Origin of the sequence: Salegentibacter agarivorans, assembly GCF_900113135.1 — a bacterium.
GTDB classification, from domain to species: Bacteria; Bacteroidota; Bacteroidia; order Flavobacteriales; family Flavobacteriaceae; genus Salegentibacter; species Salegentibacter agarivorans.
Genome location: NZ_FOOH01000001.1, coordinates 194,051 through 215,320, shown reverse-complemented (window position 1 = coordinate 215,320; position 21,270 = coordinate 194,051). Strand labels below are relative to the sequence as shown.

General features: G+C 36.9%; 15 protein-coding genes. 2 read left to right on the top strand and 13 right to left on the bottom strand.

Annotated elements, in window-relative coordinates:
• From BM084_RS00930 to BM084_RS00915, 4 genes are read right to left on the bottom strand one after another with little or no spacing between them, the layout of a single operon-like run.
• On the bottom strand, positions 1-1,074 hold the full coding sequence (locus tag BM084_RS00930) for a carbohydrate-binding family 9-like protein (RefSeq protein WP_075326343.1): 1,074 nt from the start codon (positions 1,072-1,074) through the stop codon (positions 1-3).
• Entirely contained in the window at positions 1,071-2,045 is a 975-nt protein-coding gene (locus BM084_RS00925) for a glycoside hydrolase family 130 protein (RefSeq protein ID WP_093302106.1), read from the bottom strand. Before BM084_RS00925 ends, BM084_RS00930 begins: the two co-directional genes overlap by 4 nt.
• Before the next feature lies 1 nt (position 2,046).
• On the bottom strand, positions 2,047-3,924 hold the full coding sequence (locus tag BM084_RS00920; RefSeq protein WP_075326339.1) for a sodium:solute symporter family protein: 1,878 nt from the start codon (positions 3,922-3,924) through the stop codon (positions 2,047-2,049).
• Positions 3,924-6,206 carry a GH92 family glycosyl hydrolase gene (locus BM084_RS00915; RefSeq protein WP_075326337.1) on the bottom strand — a complete coding sequence of 761 codons (2,283 nt, stop codon included), beginning with the start codon at positions 6,204-6,206 and terminating at the stop codon, positions 3,924-3,926. The genes BM084_RS00920 and BM084_RS00915 overlap by 1 nt, the downstream gene beginning before the upstream one ends.
• Positions 6,207-6,314: 108 nt before the next feature.
• Between BM084_RS00915 and BM084_RS00910 the strand changes: the two genes are divergently transcribed.
• Together BM084_RS00910 and BM084_RS00905 are read left to right on the top strand one after the other, a co-directional pair.
• Positions 6,315-7,403: a sensor histidine kinase gene (locus BM084_RS00910; protein WP_075326335.1), complete on the top strand. Its 1,089-nt coding sequence runs from the start codon at positions 6,315-6,317 to the stop codon at positions 7,401-7,403.
• Positions 7,400-8,089, top strand: a complete 690-nt coding sequence (locus BM084_RS00905; RefSeq protein ID WP_075326334.1) for a LytR/AlgR family response regulator transcription factor — start codon at positions 7,400-7,402, stop codon at positions 8,087-8,089. The genes BM084_RS00910 and BM084_RS00905 overlap by 4 nt, the downstream gene beginning before the upstream one ends.
• A gap of 42 nt (positions 8,090-8,131) precedes the next feature.
• On the opposite strand, the gene BM084_RS00900 is transcribed toward BM084_RS00905, so the two are convergent.
• The 9 genes from BM084_RS00900 to BM084_RS00860 all read right to left on the bottom strand — a co-directional run bounded on the left by BM084_RS00900 (position 8,132) and on the right by BM084_RS00860 (position 21,203).
• Positions 8,132-9,226, bottom strand: coding sequence for an SGNH/GDSL hydrolase family protein (locus BM084_RS00900; RefSeq protein WP_093302103.1), 1,095 nt, complete (start codon positions 9,224-9,226; stop codon positions 8,132-8,134).
• On the bottom strand, positions 9,223-11,910 hold the full coding sequence (locus BM084_RS00895) for a sodium:solute symporter family protein (RefSeq protein ID WP_093302101.1): 2,688 nt from the start codon (positions 11,908-11,910) through the stop codon (positions 9,223-9,225). The genes BM084_RS00900 and BM084_RS00895 overlap by 4 nt, the downstream gene beginning before the upstream one ends.
• 82 nt (positions 11,911-11,992) lie before the next feature.
• Positions 11,993-12,301, bottom strand: a complete 309-nt coding sequence (locus BM084_RS00890; RefSeq protein WP_093302098.1) for a hypothetical protein — start codon at positions 12,299-12,301, stop codon at positions 11,993-11,995.
• A gap of 212 nt (positions 12,302-12,513) precedes the next feature.
• The gene (locus BM084_RS00885; RefSeq protein WP_093302096.1) at positions 12,514-14,028 is read right to left on the bottom strand and encodes a sialate O-acetylesterase; all 1,515 of its coding nucleotides are present in this window, start codon (positions 14,026-14,028) and stop codon (positions 12,514-12,516) included.
• Positions 14,029-14,031: 3 nt separating this feature from the next.
• Positions 14,032-16,062, bottom strand: a complete 2,031-nt coding sequence (locus BM084_RS00880) for a family 20 glycosylhydrolase (RefSeq protein ID WP_177195634.1) — start codon at positions 16,060-16,062, stop codon at positions 14,032-14,034.
• Positions 16,063-16,256: 194 nt separating this feature from the next.
• On the bottom strand, positions 16,257-17,600 hold the full coding sequence (locus BM084_RS00875) for a Gfo/Idh/MocA family protein (protein WP_093302452.1): 1,344 nt from the start codon (positions 17,598-17,600) through the stop codon (positions 16,257-16,259).
• A 16-nt stretch (positions 17,601-17,616) separates the two neighbouring features.
• Positions 17,617-18,594, bottom strand: coding sequence for a formylglycine-generating enzyme family protein (locus BM084_RS00870; protein WP_093302091.1), 978 nt, complete (start codon positions 18,592-18,594; stop codon positions 17,617-17,619).
• 3 nt (positions 18,595-18,597) lie between these two features.
• Positions 18,598-19,524 carry a hydroxypyruvate isomerase family protein gene (locus BM084_RS00865; protein ID WP_093302088.1) on the bottom strand — a complete coding sequence of 309 codons (927 nt, stop codon included), beginning with the start codon at positions 19,522-19,524 and terminating at the stop codon, positions 18,598-18,600.
• A gap of 2 nt (positions 19,525-19,526) precedes the next feature.
• Positions 19,527-21,203, bottom strand: coding sequence for a beta-N-acetylhexosaminidase (locus tag BM084_RS00860; RefSeq protein WP_093302086.1), 1,677 nt, complete (start codon positions 21,201-21,203; stop codon positions 19,527-19,529).
• Positions 21,204-21,270: the final 67 nt, after the last annotated feature.

Sequence of the window (21,270 nt, the reverse complement as noted above, 5' to 3'; positions counted from 1 at the left end):
TTAGTTTTTTTGTTTTATAAAATCTCCATCTTCTTTAATAAGAAGTTTATCGCCTGTAAAGGGGCTTTCTACCCAAATATTCCAGCCTGTTTTGTGGACTTCTAATTTAGGCTGCAGTTTTTCACCTTCAACCTGTACAAAATCCCCATTGATTTTTGAAAGAGTTCCTGCCCACTTTCCATTTTTATCTTTATAGGTTTTTTGAGCACGGTACATTCTATATAACTCCCATTTTATTTTCTCATCATTTGGAATACTGAATTCCTCTTTTTCGCCAGGAGCTTTGTTTGAAAAATAAACATATCCCCAATGTTCCGGTTCGTGCATATTAATAACTCCTTGCGGTGACCACACCCAATTATATTCGTGTTTAAAACCACCTTTCCCATCTTTGGCCCGGGAATAAGTACCATTTTCCAGATCAAATTCCCAGTTTACCCGAGAAAAATTAATACGCCAAAATTCATTCTCTGGGATTTCATTGTGGCTATTAGCTTCCTTTAGAACTTCCCATGGCATAGCAACTTCAACACTCCAAAATTCATCTTCATCAGAAGCATCATTTAAGGTTCCCTGTATATATACCTGAGATTTGAGGCCTTGAATATCCCAGCTGTCCACAATTGGCGCTGGTTCACGGTAAGGTTTTACAATAAATAAATCCCAAATGGTATTTAGAGCATTCATTTCAAACTCGTAATAATTATGGGTATCACCATCTGGGTCTATGAAGATTTCAAAATCATTATTATAGAATATAACCGTATCACGTTGTTTTAAAGTAGCCCAAATATGCGGCTCTTCCATTTTCGCATAAAAATACAGGTAATCTTCATCCCAAAGCATTTTCATATTGGTTTGATAGGTAGGGATTTTTTCACCTTCAATATCTATGAAATCCTGACTTTTAGGTGTAGTCTTCCAGGCGGTTTCTTCTGCCTTGCCATCAATAATTATCTTCTCTGAAGTTTTATGGGCAACGTAGGTACGAGGAACCTGTTTACTTTGAGCAAAATTTTGCTGTTGAAAAAGGAAACCAATTACCATTAAAACAAAAATATATTGTTTTATCATAAACTGTTATTTTTTACAAAATTTACAATCTCACGAAGCTTTCCAAAAGCTATTGCAGTTACCGTATCGGCCGCGCCGTAGTAAAGAGCTAATTTATCCTCTTTTTCCGAATGTATAGCGGCACAGGGGAAAATTACATTTGGTACATCTCCAGTAAGTTCATATAACTCAGCTGGAGCCATTAAATAAGGTTGAGAACGGTATTTAACTCTATCAGGTTCATTTTCATCTAAGAGTGCTGCCCCAATAGAATACCTAAAACCGTTACAGGTAGCAATTACTCCATGATAAAATACAAGCCAGCCATCATCTGTTAAAATTGGAATTGGGCCGGCGCCAATTTTGGTACATTGCCAGGCACTTTGCTCAAATGGAGCAACTTTCATCACACAGCGATGCTCACCCCAGTATTTCATATCAGGGCTGTAACTAATATAAATATCGCCAAACGGGGTGTGTCCATTATCACTAGGTCTACTTAGCATAGCATATTTACCGTTAATTTTCTTCGGAAATAACACCCCATTCCGATTAAAAGGTAAAAACGCATTTTCACACTGAAAGAATTCTTTAAAATCAAAAGTATATCCTATACCTATTGTTGGGCCGTGATAACCATTACACCAGGTAATCCAGTAGCGGTCTTCTATAAAAACCACCCGCGGATCGTACTTATAATCAGAGTCTATCATTTGCGTATTGCCCGCTTTAAAATCTATAGGCTCGTGATTTATTTCCCAATCAATCCCGTTTTTACTAAAACCGGCAAAAATATTCATTTGCACCGCTTTATTATCGCACCTAAATACTCCGGCATAACCATCTTTATAAGGCACCACTGCACTGTTAAAAATACTGTTGGAGGAAGGAATTGTATAACGGTCTATAATGGGGTTTTCTGAATAACGCCACATTACCGTATTACAATTTTCAGGTTTCTCCTGCCAGGGAATATTTTTTAATTTTTCCATATTATTCTTTATAATTTTTTACTTTATCCAACCAGGTAAATTTTAAAATTACCGTAGTTATAATAAATACAGTTAACCAAACTAACACCTGATAAAAGTCGCGCACCACAAGGTAAATTGGCATCAATATCATACTGGATTGCCAAAGTATTCCTATCGCACAATTAAACATATCTATCCCGAAATCCTTATTCTTCTCTACCGGATGCCCATCCTGCTCCATCATTTTGCGTACCGGTTTCCATAATCCCCAGGGGCGTACATTTTCATAAAATGATTTTAAGGTTTGGTAATTAGTAGCTGGAGTTAGCCAGGTTCCCAAAATACAGCCTAATAAGGAAAACCCAAAAATGATAGGAAAGAGATAAATGGCCGGTGTACCCGCAATTTCAAACAACCAGCTACCTTCCATATAATGTTCCTTATTCTTATCTACAAAAAATTGTAGGGTAGCGATTATTAAGCCGGAGAGCATGCCCCAAAAATAACCCCAACCGTTAAAACGCCACCACACCCATTTTAAAAAATTTGCAGCAATATATCCGCCGTACAGCGCACTGGTTATCCATAATGTGATTGAATTTATTGAATCGGCAAAAAAGCCCATAATTACCCCAAGTGCTACCACCAAAAATGAAGAAATATGGCTCGCCCTTATATAATGTTTATCGGTAGCTTCAGGTTTAAAATATTTTTTGTAAATATCGTTTACTATATATGCAGGCCCGGAATTTACAAAAGCTGAAAAGGTTGACATAAAAGCAGCTAAAAGCCCAGCCAGCAACAAACCCTTAATTCCAACGGGCACTTCATAATTAATAACCTGAGGTAATACTAATTCCATATCACCTCCATTTAAATTTTCCAGCGCAGCAATTTCTGGTGCGAGAAATACAAGCCCCAAAACCACGATTCCACCAACCAGTAAATAACGCGGAATAAAAAGTACCAAATTTGTGAATCCGCTCATATAAGCAGCATCTCTCACAGTTCGGGTAGAGAGTATACGTTGCATATCATAACTGGGCGTTGGACCAGCGACACTTGCGAAAAAACCCTTAAACAGGGTCATCCCGATAAAAGCTCCAAACATTTTATATCCTTCGGTATCAATAAGTTCATTAAAAACATCCTTTTTACCGCTCCAAAAACCTTCCAGTTCATTTCCAAAGGCAACATTTTTCCATTCTTCGGGAATCGCTGCACTAATTTCCACATCGGTTATTACAAAAAAAGTATAGCCGGCAATCAGGATTCCTGCTAATACCATAATTAAATATTGTAAAACTTCTGTCGCTACTACCGAAAACATCCCCCCTTTAATGGTATAAATAGTAGTAAGAAAAATTATAATTAGTGCGTAAGCTTGTTCAGATGTTAGCAATAAAAAATCGCCAATAAATAAATCCAGACTCCAGGGTAATATTACAGTCATAAATTTACCTACACCTTCAAAAAAATAAGCTATAAAACCTATGGCCGCTACTACAGCAAAAATTGCCACAATTAGGTGAGAAGCCCTTCCTGCCCTGTCGTCACCAAAGCGGGTTAAGATCCATTCAGAACCTGTCATCACACCCGAACGACGAATCCAGACCGCCAGGAACATCATGACAAAAATCTGGTTCCAGATTGGCCACATCCACATAAACATAAAGCTTTTTACCCCGTATAGAAATAAAATTCCCACCATCCAGGCCGTTCCGGAAACATCAAACATTCCTGATCCATTACTTAGCCCTAAATAGTACCATTTTATGCTTTTTCCACCTAAGAAATAGGAGTCAAGACCTTTAGAAGCCTTACGGGAAACATAAATCCCCAGGCCAAGAGTAACGGCCACGTATACAATAATTATAAATACATCCCAAAATGCCATTAGTTCGAGCTGCTTTTCTTAGTACCCCATTCTTTATTAGGCTCAGCCCCCATTTTAAAAACGAGGTCTCCTCCTTCTAAAATCTTTTCATGGGAAATATTGGTTTGATTGAACTCTTCTCCATTTAGACTGGCCGATTGTATATAGATATTTCCATCGGAAACATTTTCAGCCTTTATGCGAAAAGTTTTTCCGCCTTTTAAACGGATTTCTGATTCTTCAAAGATTGGACTGCAAATTTCATAAGTTGCTGAAGCAGGATTAAAAGGATATAAGCCCATACTACTAAAAACATACCATGCCGACATTTGTCCTGCGTCTTCATTTCCACTTAGTCCATCTGGCCTGGTGCTATATTGGGTTTTTAAAATTTCTCGCACCCAATATTGCGTTCTCCAGGGTTGCCCTGCTTTATTAAACAAATAAGCAATATGATGGCTCGGTTCATTTCCGTGAGCATACTGGCCGATTAAACCGGTTATATCTGCCGAAATATGATCTCCGGTAATCTCAGAACTTTCTGTAAAAAGCTGTTCCAGTTTTTCGTTGAATGCAGTTTCCCCACCGTGTAATTCTATAAGATTTTCCGGCTCGTGAAGCACAAACCAGCTATGTTGCCAGGCATTACCTTCGGTATAGTCTGTATTTACACGGTGGTTAGAATGTTTTGGATCAAAAGGCTCATTCCACGAATTTTCTGCGCTTTTTCTTCCGCGCATAAAACCGGTTTCCTTATCAAAAACCTTTTCATAAGCTTTGGCCCGATTGGAGAAATATTCATAATCTTCTTCTTTCCCTAATGCTTTCGCCATTTGCGCTACGCACCAATCGTTATAGGCGTATTCTAAAGTCATAGTAACAGATTCATCACTCGCATCATATGGGATAAACCCATGCTCTTTATAAGCTTTTAGTCCTCGAGCATCTTGCATCATCGTAGTTTTCATAGCTTTAAAGGCTTTTTCAGGATCAAACCCCTCAATTCCTTTAAAGTAAGCCTCTGCAATTACCGGGATTGAATGATAGCCGGTCATGGTATTGGTTTCATTTCCATAAAGCGTCCATACCGGGAGCGATTTTTCAACCTTATAATATTCCAACATAGAATTAATAATATCGGTAACTTTATCTGGGTTGGTTATGGTAAGTAGGGGTTGCTGCGCCCTAAAAGTGTCCCAAAGAGAAAGCGTAGAGTATGCTGTGTAATTGGTCTTTACAATACTGTCATTTTCTTTTCTAAATTCTCCATTGCTATCGCTAAATACCACCGGGGAAAGCTTGGTGTGATAAAGTGCTGTATAAAAAATTGTTTTTAAGGAGTCCTGCGGAGTTTTTACTTTTATTCCAGAAAGTTCCTTTTCCCAATTTTGAATGGCTTCTTCTTTGATATTTTCAAAATCGAAATCTCCTTGGGCTAAATTTTGTTTGGCATTTTCAACACTTACCGAAGAAACAGCGATCTTCATTTCAATTTCCCGACCGGAATCTTTATCGAAATAGAATTGCACTGAAGTCTTCTCTCCCGAAACTTTATCTCCTTCCACTACTTGATAATCCTGAAAAAATCGGTGATCGGTTATTGGTTTTGAAAATTCTGCTACAAAAAATACTTTCTGGTTATTTGCCCAACCGGTACTGTGCCTATAACCGCTAATTGTGGTTTTATTTTCAATATTTATAGCGGTTTCTGTAGGTTTATCCCAGTTAATGGCAAAACCCAAATCCAGAATAAGGCTTTGTTCGCCGTTTTCCTCAAATTCATACTTATGATATGCAGTCCTGTCTAAAGTTGTGAGCTCAACTTTCACTTGAGGTTTATCGAGAAAAACACTATAGAAACCGGGAATGGCAATTTCAGAATCGTGTTGAAATTCTGAAGCATAAGGAATATCTTTCTGTGAAGTTACTTTCTGGCCAAGATCAATCTCCTGGGTAACCGGCATAAAAAGTAAATCGGCTAAATCACCAATTCCGGTACCGCTTAGGTGCAATTGACTAAACCCAGCAATGGTATCGCTTGATATATGATAACCGGAACACCAGTCCCAACCACTTCTTCCATTATCTGGGCTAGGTTGCAACATCCCAAAAGGTTGAGCCACTCCTGGAAAGGTATGTCCATGTCCTCCAGTTCCTATAAAAGGATCCACATGTGCGGTTAATTTTTCAGTTTTATCAGAGTTATTTTTTTCTTTTTCCCGTTGCTCACAGGAAGCAAAAATTAAAACCAAAAAACATACTAATAAATTTCCTGGGGCTTGAAATCGATTATTTAAGATCACGTAAACATTATTTTAACTTATATGCTAAATATTCATATATTCAGCGTCACAAAAAAGAAATTTAGACCAACAACCATTTACAAAAGCTGAATAGCGAAAAAAATCAAAATGCTTACCAGAAAACAATTCTTAAACGGTTTCTCCATTCAAAACCAGGGTGACTATAAAATTACTGCCTGGCATCATTTGGTTTTTTGGTTAATATATTTTCTTTTTAATACGCTGCGATGGGGTAGTTATTACGATGATTTTGCTTTATCACTTAAAGGTAATTTGATTGGCTTTCCTATTCATATGTTTTTATGCTATTTCACCATTTATTTTTTAATTCCAAGATTTATCTTTAAACGGCGATTTATAAGCTTTTCCACTATTTTATTAGCATCAATTTTTATTATGGTAGTGGCTAAGTTCTATCTTACGCTATTTCTTGTAAGTAATAATGTATGGCCTGAAGGTCCCGAAGCTACTTCTGAATTCACATTTAATTACGCCCTTACTATGATGCTGGGAGAGTTCTATGTGATTTCTTTTGTAACCGCAATAAAAATAACTTTAGATTGGCTTAGTGCAAGCAAACGGGCCGCAAGATTAGAAAAAGAGCAACTTCAAACCGAATTGCGTTTTTTACGGTCGCAAATTTCACCTCATTTTTTCTTCAATACCCTAAATAATATATACTCTCTAAGCCTTGAACAATCTAAAAAAGCTTCGGAAACTGTTTTAAAACTTTCTGAACTTATGCGCTATCTACTTTATGAAACTAAAGATAACAAACAACCACTTGATAAAGAAATACTTTGTATTCAGAATTACCTGGATTTGGAACGAATTAGATATGGGGAACAGGTAAAAATAAATATGGAAGTTACCGGGGATATTGAGGGTAAAAAAATTCCGCCTATGCTATTTATTCCATTTATTGAAAACGCTTTTAAGCATGGGGCCAGTAAGAACATTGGAGATGTATGTATTTCTATAAAATTACAGGTGAAACAGGAAGATATTTACTTTAAAGTAAGCAACACCTTACCAGACAAAAGAATAAATAATAAGCTGGAAAAGGAAAGCGGAGGCATAGGGATAAAAAATGTAAAAAAACGCTTGGCTTTAGGCTATGCCGAAAAAGATTATAATCTGGAAATATACTCCAAAGACGAGAACTTTATTGTCGCATTAAAATTAAAATCTAAATGAGTTTACGCTGTGTTATTATTGATGATGAGCCTCTGGCGGTAAGCGTTATAAAGAATCATCTTTCACAAGTTAAAGATATTAAGGTTGAAGCTAGTTTTAATAATGCTGTAGAAGCACTTGAATTTCTGAGAAAAAATCCTTCAGATGTTCTTTTCCTTGATATTAATATGCCGGTTTTAGATGGGTTTAGTTTTCTTAATACCCTGGAGAAAAAACCCATGGTTATAATAACTACTGCTCATCAGGAATATGCAGTAAAAAGTTTTGAACTTGATGTACTCGATTACCTGGTGAAGCCAATATCTTTTCCACGTTTTCTAAAGGCGATAGATAAAGTAAAACGCCAATCGCTTAATCAGCCTACCGAAACAGAACATCTTTTTGTAAAAGTAGACAAAAAGAAAATGAAGAAAATTTACCTTAATGATATTCTGGTAGTGGAAAGCTTAAAAGATTATATCAAAATTATAACACGTTCTGGTAAATATATAGTACACCAAACTTTAAGTAGTTTTACCGAAAGTTTACCTGAAAAAAAATTCTTAAGAATTCATAGGTCATATACCATATCAGTAGATAAAGTTGATGCTGTGGAAGGCAATAGTGTGGAAATAAATGGATCTCTATATGTTATTGGGCGTAGCTATCTCAATGAGGTAAAAGCTAAAATCCTTGATCTAGAATAACATTTTAAACCTTCAAAAATTTTATCTAAATCTTAGCGATTTTTAATTTATTACTTTACGTAATAAGTGAAGGTAAGCATTGGCATATTTTATCATTCCAGCATCATTTGGGTGCACCCCATCAATAAAATCTTCCTGGTCTAACCCCAACTCTTTAAATCCTAAAAGGTAAATATTATCAAATCCCTCTCTTTTTAATTTCTCAAAAGCTTCCCGATTAGATCGATTTAATTCGAGGTACTTTTCTTTTTCAGGATAATGGACTGCTCCATGTGGATATCCCGCATGCGCATGATCAGTTAAAATTATTGGTGTTTCAGGATGTGATTTTCGAATGGTTTTAACCCCTTCTATCAAACGAATTTTAGCTTGTTGTGCGTTCAAACCCTGACCAGATGTGAAATTTGCAAGACAATCTAATATAAAAACTTCTGCATCTAATTGGGCTAAAAAATTAAGAACCTCTTCTTCTAAACGCCCATTTCCAGAAAAACCGTAATTAAATAAAGGAATTCCAATTTCCCTTGATAAAATTGAAGTCCAGGCTGTACCCGGTCTCCCTGCACAAGCACCCTGAGTTATGGAAGTACCATAAACTACAATTGGTTTTGTAAGGTCCCGTGGAGATTCTTTGTAATTAGAATTAGTTTTAATACCAATTTCCATATGAGATACGGTATTGTACAATGGGAGATATAATCTTAACTTATTTTGAGTCGAATCTATAGTATCTTTTAGCCGAAATTTATAGGAAATAGTATCTGCAAAATTATAATTGGCCTTTACCCAATCCCAATTCCCTTCATCACGTTTATAAAGATCTATTCCACTTACCCCCGTTGCAGGCATATGCGGAAATTCTACCGGTCCTTTTACCTCGTATTTCACAATAATCTCATCAGTATTAGTTTCAAAATTCATATAGACACCTGCAGGATTTTCAGATAGATCCCATACGCGTTTTCTCACAATGTTTTTCATAGAGTCGGGAAAACGTTGAAATGGATTTGAAGTCTCGGTATCAATTCTTCCCCCATGCTTCATTTTGTCCACTTTATACCAGGTAAATTCTGTAGCATTCTGTGCGGTTAGAACTCCAAAAATCAGCATTAAAAATAAGCTTAGAAATCCTTTCATTGTTCAAATTTATGATCTTTCAAACCTTTATGATAAACCAGGTTTTTAGAGTTATCATTTCTTTTAACCTTTATCATCAAACTTGCCAGATAACCTCCAATCACACAAACCGGAATTGCGATTAGGGGATAGATATAGAAATTTATAGGAGTTTGATATTTTAGAAAAACAACCACAATTACACTAAGTAAAGCCCCGATTAATGTACCAGCCCAATTAGCTCTTTTTAAGAAAATCCCGAGAATAAAAATACCTGTAAGGGCACTTCCAAATAAACCAACAACTTCCTGGAAGAAGAAAAAGAGGGAAGCAATGGGAAAAGCTGCCATTAAACAAGCAACTGCTGTACCAATTACCCCAACCGTTATTGTTACCCATTTTGCAACTTTCATAGCAGTAAGTTCGGAGTAATTTTTACTAAAGCGTTTATAGTAATCAACCGTAACCACCGTTGATACACTATGCATACTGCTATCTAAACTAGACATTGAAGCAGAGTAAATCCCCGCTATTACAAGACCGGCCACACCGGGAGGAAGGTGATTTGCAATAAACAATGGGAAAATACCATCATTTTGCATTCCCACAACTATAAAATCAGGATTGTCTTTAAAAAAGACATATAAAAAAGTCCCCATTAAAAAGATAAGCAATCCAGCAGGAATGGAAATTATTCCGTTAAGCCAGATACTTTTACGTGATTCCTTTTCATTGGCTGTGGTTAAATAACGTTGTACTACTGCCTGGTCTGTAGTGTACGGCGCAAAATTTAATGCAAAAGAACCTAAAAATAATGACCAGGTTACGACCTCAGTCCAGCTAAATCGGAAATCGAATAACTTCATTTTATTATCCGCATAAGCAGTTTCAAAAATATAACCTACATCCCCAATATCTATGGCTATATAGATAAGTCCAAGGATAAGACCCCCAATAAGTACAATTACCTGAATAACATCTGTCCAAATTACAGCTTCAATACCTCCCAATACCGTGTAAAGTATTGCAAGAACACCCATGATAATTATTGCCGTATAGATGTCCAAACCTACTACTGTAGACAGTGCAAGGGCTGGCAGATAAACAACAATCCCCATTCTCGCCACCTGAAACAATACGAAAGAAGCACTACCAAATATTCTCACCGCAATATTAAATCGCTTTTCAAGATATTCGTAAGCAGTAGTAATATTTAAATTTCTAAAGAATGGAAGATAAAAGGTAATGACGATAGGCACCGTAAGCAAAATAGTAAAGTAACCTAAATAGGCCTGCCAGTCATAAGAATAGGCCAAAGCCGGTTGTGAAAGATAGGTTATTGCACTAAGCATCGTTGCATAAATACTCAACCCAGCAGCCCACCAGGGTATACGCCCCCCAGCCAGAAAATAATCATCTGTACTATTGTTTCGTCTGGAAAAATACCAACCAAGCCCAACAATTAATGCTAAGTAAACAAATAAAGTAATGTAATTAATCAAGCCAAAATCTGCCCGGTGGGGCTCCACACTAATTTTGTGAACGGCCGGGGTACGTACACCAGGACTTATCTCTCCTCCAGCAATAAAAATCTCATCATTCCAAAATTCGGCATCGGTTACTACAGGAGATTTTCCGGGAATCTCCCCTCTTTGACTCCAGGTATCTGTAATGGCATGATATGCCCAAATGGTGGAAGAGAAAGATGTATTCTGAAAATTATTAGCTATTAATTTTTTAAGCGAATCAGATTTGTGACGAGCTTCTGCTTCCGAATAATTAGATTCACTTACAGATACCAACTCATTCTGAAGTTCTAAACGCTGATTCCAAAGTTGATTTTCTCCACCAGCTCCCCCAAAAATAATAATATGTGCATCCCCAAGTTTCACCGCAGGCGCAGCTCCAATATATCCTCCCGAAAGCCCGGGGGTAGTATTGGTAGGAATATCTGCTTTTTGTCTCCATTTCTTTTGAAGCGGATTATATTCATACACATCAGTCAAAAATTGATTCGGATCATTTGCATCGGGATTGAAATGAGTTCCACTAAAAACATAAACACAATTCGCCTTTCCGTTGTTCTGGCTAACCACTACGGGTTGAATTCTACCTGGGCCTGGTAAATCTTCTAAACGTTGCCATTCATTATTTTTAAAAGAGAAAAATTTATTACTTGCTTTACTCCCATTTTCTTCCTGTCCTCCAACAACAAAAACCTCATCACCTATATTTGTAGCCTGCATATTAGCCAGAGGTTCAGGTAGATCAGGCTGCTTTTCAATTTCGATTTTCTTCTCTCTCGGGTTCCATTTTAGCAGAAAAACTTCAGAAAATGTACCATCTGAATTATTCCCTCCAATGCATAACAAGCCATCGGGAGTAGACACTGAAGCTCCATAAGCCAGTTTCCGGGGTAATTTTGCATTTACTGAAATCCAGTTATATCTATCATTCGATTTTTGTAAAACTTCAATAGTATTATACCAAACTTTTTCTCCTCCTTCCCAAACTGGATCATTTGGAAAATTTGCTCCTCCAGCTACTATAAATGCATCATTATGAATACCAGAAAAGGCTCCATTTACGCCTAAATCATCATTAAGCGTGGCAATAGTATCCCATTTAAAATCAAGTTTTTTCTCAGTTTGCGCAGTTAGTTGCCCACACAGGAAGAACAAAAGTAAAATCAACCGAATATTCATATGCTAAATTTTGGCCTAAAGATAACAATTTTGTATTATGTATAACATATATAAATATTATTTTATAACTTACTTTGTGAATTTATTGTTTTTCTAATGAAGTTATAGTTATTATTGGTGCAGTTATACATTCGTTAGTTAGAATGTCTGATTTGCTATGTTTTCTAAAAGCAACCTTGACTTCTACACCCATTGCGCGAAATTGTTCTTCTATTTCATGTTGAAAAACATATTTTTCATCAGAAAGTTTTAGAGTAATATAGCCATTTATAGTTGCACAGTCTGGCTGGTAATATAAAGTAGCCGCTGCATGTTCTAATTCATTATCATTTTGCTTTTCAACAGTACAACCCAGTAGTAATATTAAGAAGATGAAAGAGAAAAACTTCATACTATTAATTCATATTAAATCCTTGAAATCTACCATAATTCAATGTATAGTTACTATTAATAAATATGATTAAAAAGATACAAAAAGGAATTTTAGTAAATGTGAATCTACCATTTTTAGGTACAAAAAACCAAAATATACAGCGATCAATATACTTAGGTAAAAATAAGCGTGTTTAAGATAAATTCCTTGTTCCGGATATTTGATTTTGATTAATCACGTTTCATAACTTCCATCTTAAATGTTGAAGCCGGCAAGCCTTCCGAATTAATCAAATTCCCGGTAGCCCAGGGCTGCCAGTTATAGTAAATAAATTTAGGTTTTTCTGAAGTTTTAATAAATACTTTATCTCCTTTTAATTTTGCCGCTGCTTCCGTTTTTCCATTAAGGGAAAATCCTCTCAAAGATTTGCTATTGGAAACGCTTAAGCCATTCCCAATGTATTCAAAATCCACTATTATACTATCATTTTTATAAATAGCACTCTTTGGTAAGGGACCAGAAACTAAAACATCTTGCCCATATTCTTGGTTTAAAGCCCATCGCGCAAGTCTATTGCCCACAGCTTTTTTATTTCGTGGGTGGACGTCGTGACGGGCACCAATATCACTACTCACGGCCATTCCCACATTCTTCATTTCCTCCAGTAATCTACGCTGCCCGTCCCTAAATTCAGGCCAAAAGTGAGAGTCATAATTTATGGTATCAATTGAAGACAACTGAACCCAATAAAAAGGTAAATTAGGGTTCTCCCATTTTTTTCGATAATCCTGTATCATAAGTTTTTGCAGCTCAGGATATTCTTCTACACGCTCCTTTTCCTGGGCGTTACTTTCGCCTTGATACCAAAGAATACCTTTAATTGGCATTTTTAAAATAGGCGCAATACCTGTGCTGAATGCGAAACCAGGTTTATAACCATGATTTGGTCCATTGGAGTTATTTTCTACTTGATTTCCGTTGATATTCTCCCGACCTCTTTCCCTTATCCAATCGGGTAGATGTGCATTATAAAGCCAGTTTGAACCCGTTTTCTTAGAAAATTTTTTATTCTTTTTTAAAGTTTCTAATGCTATAAATGTTTCCAGGGGTGCACCGCCAATAGATAAATTGATAAGGCCTACCGGAATCCCTTTTTTATTTGAAATTTGTTTCCCAAAATAGTATCCTATAGCACTCATAGCTTTAAAAGTAGAAGTATCGCTTTCCTCCCATTTTTTATCATAGAATAATTCTCCCCCAGCCAATTTTTTTCTTTCGTCTTGATTATAGGCCTTCCCATAAATGTTCTTTCCTATATACTTAGGGTTATAAAACCTGAGTTGTTTGTTATTGGCATCTTTTAACTCCTCTTCAAAATGCATCTCCCCACTCATAGGCCATTCCATATTAGATTGACCCAGTAAGAGCCACACATCCCCTATTAGTAGATTATTTAAGGTAATTGTTTGCTGGGGTGATTTCAAAATTAGTTCCTGAGGATTAGAGTTGGCAGGCTGCTCATCAAACACTACCTCCCAATTGCCCTTAACATCTGTGACAACAGATTCAACTTTATTCTGAAAATAAATTGAAATTTTAGATTGGGGGGGAGCAATTCCCCAAATTCTAATGGGTTGGTCCCGCTGGAGTACCATATTATCAGTAAATATATCAGCAAAGGTTATTTGCGAATGCATAGGTCTAAAAGCGAGTAGTAAAACAAAGGTTAGTAATAAGCATCTCATAGGTTAATTTTTTGAAGTTGAAAACCTAATTCCTTCCTGCTCCAACGGTGCGAAACTAAACATCCAATTTTGATAATCGCTACTTCCCGGAACACGGATCAAAACTTCATTCCAACCCTCTTTTAACGAAATTTTTGCTGGTTCTCGTGTCCAATATAATTCTTCATCTTTCCAGGGCACTTCCTGGTCACCTTTACTTCCCCAACCACTGGTCTTTTCAGGTTTCCACCCGGGATTTTTCCAATTGGGAGCGGGAATTTCCTTTTCATTTACCCAAATCGTGCCTCCACTTACATCCCATTCCCCTACTTCAGGAATTCCAGTATAAGCCCGATTACTACGAAAAGGGGTTTCAAAACCAATCCATACGGGTATATTCTTAGCTTCGTCGGCATAAATATAGGTATGAGCGAAATAAGTTTCGCCGGGCTTCGCTTTGGGATAAAATCCACCCTGTTTAAACCGGTCCCGGATATAAACTGTATTTCCTGTAGCATTTTTCCATTGAAGAATACTATCATTAATTGAATATGAATCTTTTATTTCGCCCAGGGTTTCCTTGTCTTCAAAAGGACCAATAAGTTTCCATTCGGTATCGGCCTGCTTTACATATTGGAAAGGTTGACCTTTAAAATAGGTGTTTTTATGATACATTAGGAAATCTTCAAAAGCAGAAAAATAATCATGAGCTTTACTATTCTTTGGTGGTACTCTGGTTATAAATTTTGAGGAAGTTTCTGTAATATCGGCTGTCCAGGTTGTCCAGGCATAGGTTAATAGTGAAGGGTATAATGGATTATGTCTCACCGCATCAAAAGGTTCATCAAGGTTTACATCAGGCCAAAGCGCGATGATTCCACCTATTATCTTGTGATTGCTATCCTGTCCAATAGGTTTAAACAATAGTCTCGGAATTTGTAGCATTGGTTCGCTGTTATTGATATAGGAATTTTGAGAATCAATACCCCTTAAACCAGATTGGTCCATTTTTTCGATCTCATGTTCTGGTCGCCAGGTTTGGCGAATTACTCTATCGTTTGCCGGTAAACCTGGATCCCAAATTACGGCCGATGTATTATTTGATTCAATTATATGGAGCATTCGATTCATAAAACCTTCAGGGTCGGGAACATCAACTTCATCAGAGCCCAGGTGTATTATAGGTGCCATTTCTTTCGGAATTTCCTCAAAAAATTCATATAAAACGTCTTCTAAAATCTTTATTCCTTCTTCCGATTCCATTCTATGGCCGGTAGCCGTTGTAAACGAATCGCTATGGCCAGGCATGTCTATTTCTGGAATAACCTGAATTTGCAATTCATTAGCATAGTTAATTACTTCACGAATTTCATTATAAGTATAGAATAGTCCAGGATCCCGTGTAGGCCTATGATTTTCAGCTGCATTAAGTTCTGGATATTTTTTACTTTCTATACGCCAGGCAGGATAATCTGTTAAATGCCAGTGGAAAGTATTCAATTTATAATTTGCCAGTATATCCAAATGATTCTTTAGAGTTTCAATAGGTTGAAAATTCCGGCCCGTATCAATCATATAACCCCGCAACTCAAACGCGGGTTCATCCCAGATTTTTACAGCATAAAAACCTTTCTTCCCATCAACAATCTGTTCTAATGTTTTTAACGCGTAAAAAAAACCAGCATCAGAGGAAGCTCCAATTTTAATTTCATCGGAAGTGATTTCAAGGGTATAGGCCTCCCGGGTTAAACTATCAATTTTCTTAAATTTAATCTTATTCTTATTGTTCTTACTAGTTTTAACGCCGGCTTTAAACAGCAATTGTTCCAATTCACTTTTTACCGATGGATGTAAAAAGTTAAAGTTATTAATCTCAACTTGCTTAAAGTCTATTGGTTTCTCCCCCCATGAAACTTCCTTTGGGTAGGGCATTAGTTTTACGGGTGCTTCCTTAAGTTCTTCCACACTTAAATTACTTTTGAATTCTTCCTGAGCAGTTGTTGTAAAGCTTATAATATACAAAAGAAGGACTGCGAATATCTCTAGTTTTCTCATTGCCATAGTAAATTGTATTATGTATGATATATAAAAATATAATAAGGGCTTTCAATTGAAGGAAAAAATTTTCAATCTTAGAAAGATCCAGTTTTAAAACTCATTTGAATTCTAAAACTGGATTAATATATAATGATAGATTTTAAAGTTAATAGGAAAAAAATTGTAATCAACTTAAAGTGTGACGACAAAAATTACATAACTTTTGTTTTTCCTGGGGTAGGTATTGGGTAATGCCCATCAGAATTTGGCATTACAGGTGGTGTGGAATCCCAGCTTAGATTTTCAGGAACCAATTCCAGGTTAGATTGAAGTGCTTCATCACAACTGATTACCTGCCCTGAATATGTAGCCATTCGGCCCATGATCGCAGTCATTGTACTTTTAGCTCCATTCTCAGCATCGCTTATAACCTCGCCGTTTCGAATGGATTTAAACAATTGGTTATGTTCTTCCTGATAAGGGTTGGGATCATTCCGACCTCGATATTTAAAAATATCGTTGCCCTCTAAATCTACTAATTTTGCAACACCTGCATCATTGGTTTCAACAATACCTTTGGTGGCCTGAAACCCCTCTCCTACTTTTGACATTGTTCCGGGTTGATGCCTGCACTGGCTAGAAATTACGGCCCCACCGGGATATTTAAATTCAACAAAATGATGATCGAAGATCTCTCCGTGCTCGGGTCCTGTACGCACTTGCCGACCGCCCATTCCCTGAGCCGAAACAGGATACTCACCTATAAACCAATTCGCAACATCAATATTATGAATGTGTTGTTCTAAAATATGATCACCACAAAGCCAATTAAAGTAATACCAGTTACGCATTTGGTATTCCATTTCGGTTTGGTTTGGCTGTCTGGGGTTTACCCACACCCCACTACTATTCCAATACACCTGCCCTGAAAGAATTTTTCCAACTTCTCCCTTTTGAATTTTTTCAGCAATATTTATATAATTATTCTGGTATCTTCTTTGTAAACCAACAACAACGTTCAACTTCTTTTCTTTAGCAATTTTTGCTGAATCCAAAACTTTTCTAATTCCTGGTACATCTGTAGCCACAGGTTTTTCCATAAATACATGTTTCCCCGCATTAATGGCATATTCAAAATGGTAGGGTCTAAAACCCGGTGGTGTCGTAAGTATTACTACATCTGCCAGATCAATAGCTTTTTTATAAGCATCAAAACCGGTGAACCGATTTTTTTCTTTAACCCTTACTTTATTAGACCCAGCAAACTCATTTTCCAACTGGTCCAAGCTACTAAGTAGTCTGTCTTCAAAAGCATCTGCCATAGCAACCAACTGTACATTTTCGTCGGCTTTTAGAGCTTGATTTACAGCACCTGTGCCGCGACCTCCGCATCCTACCACAGCCAGTTTCAGCTTTTTGTCGTTAAAAACATTGTACATAGCATTCATTTCCATAGCAGGTATCATCATTCCGGCGGTAAAAAGCGCTGTAGTTTTACAAAACGTTCTCCGTGAATTTTTTATAATTTCTGGCTTAATTGGTTCTGTTTTTTTCATTTTTAAAAGTTTTAAATCAAGGAGTAATTGGCCCCCAATATTTTTCATAATCTGTTTCTGTTGGCGGATTGGGATCTCTTACAATCCTAAATCCCACAAATTGAGCATCGGTATTCCACCATTTACTTTTGGGAAATTGAGGGTCGCGCATTTTCCAGTTCTCACTGGATCCCAAACGAGCAGCACTTCTTAAGTATTCAGCATCATCATAATAAGAGCCTCCCCTCACACTATGAGGATATTCATTTTCTGGTACTGCAAAAGGATTAGGGGTCAGATCCTCCCTGTTCTTATAAGTATCAGCGCTATAAGCATCTAAAGTCCACTCCGCAACATTTCCGTGCATATCATAAAGTCCCCATTGGTTTGGTTTCTTTGAACCCACGGCATGATAATGACCGTCACTATTTTCATAAAACCAGGCATATTCATCTAAATCGTCAGGATTGTCGCCAAAATGGTAAGCAGATTGATTCCCAGCCCTGGCAGCATATTCCCATTCTGCCTCAGTGGGTAAGCGATAAAAATATCCTGTTTTTGCTGAAAGCCATTTACAGAATTTTTGCGCGGCCAGATATGTTATATTCACTACCGGCATACCATCGCCTGTTCCCATTCCCAAACTCATATCTACATAAGGCACAGTAGCACCTGAAATAGCATCAACTTTAATAGTTACATCCTTAGCCTTATTCTCTAATGGCAAATCATTTAACGGACGCTCCAGGTAGAGCTTAAAAAGCTTCCATGTAATTTCGTGAGATGCCATCCAAAAAGGATCAATCTGTACCTTATGTAACGGTGCTTCATCTTCATAATGACCAAATTCTTCTAGCGAACTACCCATTTGAAATTCCCCGCCAGGAATAGCAATCATTTTAATCTCTAGATCTGTACCTGAAAATTCCTGAACATAATTTTCTAACTTGTCCTGGCCGTAAAATTCAACAGAAGCCAAAGTTAGACAGGTAACAAAAAATTTTATATATCTCATTTTTTAAAAATCGTCACTTTGTTTATATGCTTCTATTACGGCGATTTCGCCCTTTTTTCCCTGCAGGGAGTTCCCATGTTCCATACCTACTATCCCGTCGAAACCTTTTGAATGGATATATTTAAATACATTTTTATAATTGATCTCACCGGTAGTGGGTTCATTTCTTCCCGGGTTATCGCCTACCTGAAAGTATGCTATCTCATCCCAACTGGCCTCAATATTAGGAATTAGGTTCCCTTCTTGTATTTGCTGATGATAAATATCAAAAAGTATTTTGCAGGACGGACTATCTACCGCTTTACAAATTTGATAGGCCTGGGGGGATTCGCTCAAAAATAAACCAGGATGATCTCTAAAATTAAGAGGCTCCAAAACCATTGTAAGTCCGTGGGGTTCTAAAATATCGGCAGCGCGCCTTAGAGATTCAATTACATTTGCAGTTTGATATTGCATATTTAGACGTTGATCCACATAACCGGGCACCACTGTCATCCATTTAGCATTAACGCGTTTTGCAACCTCTACCGATTCCCTTATCTCTTTTAGAAATTCATTTTGCAAGTCTTTATTTCCACTAGCTAAGTTAGGCTCAGTCCAGTAAATAGTATGGGCTACAAAAACACCCATGCGTATATTTCTTTTGGTCATTGTCGCAGCCATTTCTTCCTGTAACGCTACGGCCCTACCTTTCATTCCATTATCCTCAAAAGCCTTAAAACCCTGATCAGCCATAAAATTAAGCTGATCTATGGGATCTTCTCCTGCGTGGCTACGAAACATTCCCAGGTGAGGGGCATAATCAAGATTAAAATTATCCTCATTTAAAAAAGTATTTTCATTGAAATTAGCGGCAAAAGCTCCTACCGGCGCCAAACCTGCCAAAGCAGATGCTGCTATATTTTGCTTAACAAAGGTTCTTCTATTCATTATTATTTAGCTGCTGTAGGTTCATTTTTAATTGATTGAGAATCTTCAAAAACATGTGTGGCATAATTTAAATCCATTTCGTCGTAGTGTTTTTTAAATTCGGTTAGCCTGCTTTTAAATTCTTCCCAATTACGTTCTTCAGGATAGGTCCAAACTACCTCAGATAAAGCAGTCATTCTCGGTAAAATCATATACTCTACGTAATCTGAATCTTTCATATATTCAGTCCAAACATTGGCTTGCGCTCCCATAATATACTTTGCTTCCTCAGTTGATAATTCTTCAGGAACGGGATCAAAAGAATATACATGTTCAACAGTAGAATTGCCGCCAATTGCCAGAGGTTCATTTTCAGGATTGGCTTGATAATGGTCAAAATACAAATGAGTATTTGGAGTCATCACTACATTATGCTTTTGTTTAGCAGCTTCAATCCCACCCTGGTTACCTCTCCAGGACATTACCGTGGCATTAGGAGCAAGGCCTCCCTCAAGAATCTCGTCCCAACCAATTATTTGACGGCCATTTTTATTTAGAAATTTCTCAATTCGCCTAATAAAATAGCTTTGCAATTCGTGTTCATCTTTTAGCCCCTCTCGTTTTATAACTTCCTGTGCCTGGGTACTTTTTTCCCATTCTGTTTTTGGTGCTTCATCTCCACCAATATGAATATATTCACTTGGGAATAATTCCATAACCTCGGTTAAAACATTTTCCAGGAATTCAAAAGTTTCTTCTTTTGGTGCCAATATTTCGTCAAACACCCCCCATTTTGTAGCCACTTCATAGGGGCCTGTATTATTACCTAATTCTGGATAGGCAGCCAAAACTGCGCGAGAGTGGCCCGGCAATTCTATTTCAGGTATAACAGTTACATGTCTTTTGGCAGCATACTCCACGATATCTTTTACTTCTTCTTGCGTGTAATATCCCCCATATTCTTTGCCATCACCTTTATATGGATCAAAATTCTTTTCTATCATCGTTTCTTTCCTAATAGAGCCAATCTCGGTAAGTTTAGGATATTGTTTAATTTCGATTCTCCACCCCTGATCTTCGGTTAAATGCCAGTGGAAAGTGTTCATTTTATGGATTGCTATTAGATCTATATATTTTTTAATGAACGCTACCGGAAATATATGTCGGGCCACATCTAAATGCATGCCACGATAATTAAATGCTGGTGCATCTGAAATAGCTACGGCAGGAATACTGATTGTTGCAGATTCATTTTGAAATTTAGATTTTAAAGGAAGAAGTTGTTTTAGCGTTTGGATCCCATAAAAAACACCTTTAGCTGAAGCTCCTTCAACTACAACCTTTTCGTGTGTAATCTTTAAATTATAGGCTTCATCCTGATCAAAATCAATTGAAATTTTAAGACTAATGCTTCTTTCCACTTCATCTCTATCAGATTTAATTGCTGGGGTAAAACCGGCAATTTCCCCAATATAATCCGCAAGAAATTCAGCTTCCTGACTTAATTCTTCACTTGCCTGTATTTGAGTATTCTCGTCTATAACAAAAATCCCATTTGAAGTTTCCATTTTTTGTGGAAGCGGAATTATAGCATAATCTTGCTTTTTATTTTCAACTTGTGCAAATTCATCGTAAGATTTGGATTGATCACAGGAGATAAGAGTGGCTGCTAAAATTAAGAAGGCAGTAAATTTTTTCATAATTAACTTTCTATATATAAATTTTGCATAAATATAATTATCATATCGAAAATTAAAAATTTATACT